Origin of the sequence: Bradyrhizobium sp. C9, from assembly GCF_002532045.1 — a bacterium.
GTDB lineage: Bacteria > Pseudomonadota > Alphaproteobacteria > Rhizobiales > Xanthobacteraceae > Bradyrhizobium.
The window spans coordinates 1-829 of record NZ_NWTG01000068.1; the positions used below are offsets into that span (position 1 = coordinate 1).

An 829-nucleotide genomic window follows, 5' to 3' on the forward strand; every position below is an offset into this window, starting at 1 on the left:
AATGATTGTAATTAATATTGCCTTGATTATTCTTGGCATTTTATATGGTGTAGGTTCGGTTACCAACTTTAAGGAGTGGTATTATCGCCATGACTATCTAGCTATTATGCTAAGTGTATTTACATCTATCTTATTGGTAGTGGCTGGAGTATTAAACGTTTTGAATTAAAAGAATAGGTGTACTGATTGACGGTACTTAAATGTCATAGAGTTGACAGCCAAGCATAGGGTGCAAACTGTAAAGCATACTGTTTGATTAAATGAGTACTAGCAACTAACAGCCCTTTGTATCTAGCGAACATAGTATAATGGTAATGCTACAGATTCCAAACCTGTAAACGTGGGTTCGATTCCTACTGTTCGTGTTCTCCTTTATTTTATTATATGTTATAAGTTATAGTTCTAGGTATTGAGCGTATTATGGCATATAGTAACAGGATATAGTGTTAATGGTAGCATGCGTGTTTTGGGAACATGTAGTGTTGGTTCGAGTCCAGCTATCCTGATGAGTGGTGTATAGTCCATAGACGAAGTGTTAAGCTATGGCACAACTATACAGATAACTGGTGCACGGTTATATCAGCTAACGAAAGTCCTAGTGTATTAAAGTGTCACAGGCATAACTAAGTGACAGCTGGTTAGAGTAATAAGGTGTACTAACGTGGTGTAGGGTTCGATTCCCTACTGCTCTATAATAAGATGCCAGCTACTGATAGTTAGTCATAGTTAGCAGTATAGTCTAATGGTAAACGTAGGTTCGATTCCTACTACTGCTATAAGACAAGGGGAGAAGCAAATGATTATATTATCTTTATTTATTATTATGTTG

The 829-nt window shown here is 36.4% G+C and carries 2 tRNA genes; both read left to right on the forward strand.

Annotated features, from left to right (window positions below):
* The first annotated feature begins 294 nt into the window (after positions 1 to 294).
* Positions 295 to 365 (forward strand) — tRNA-Trp (locus CO675_RS39585).
* 69 nt (positions 366 to 434) lie between these two features.
* Positions 435 to 506 (forward strand) — tRNA-Pro (locus CO675_RS39590).
* Positions 507 to 829 lie beyond the last annotated feature (323 nt).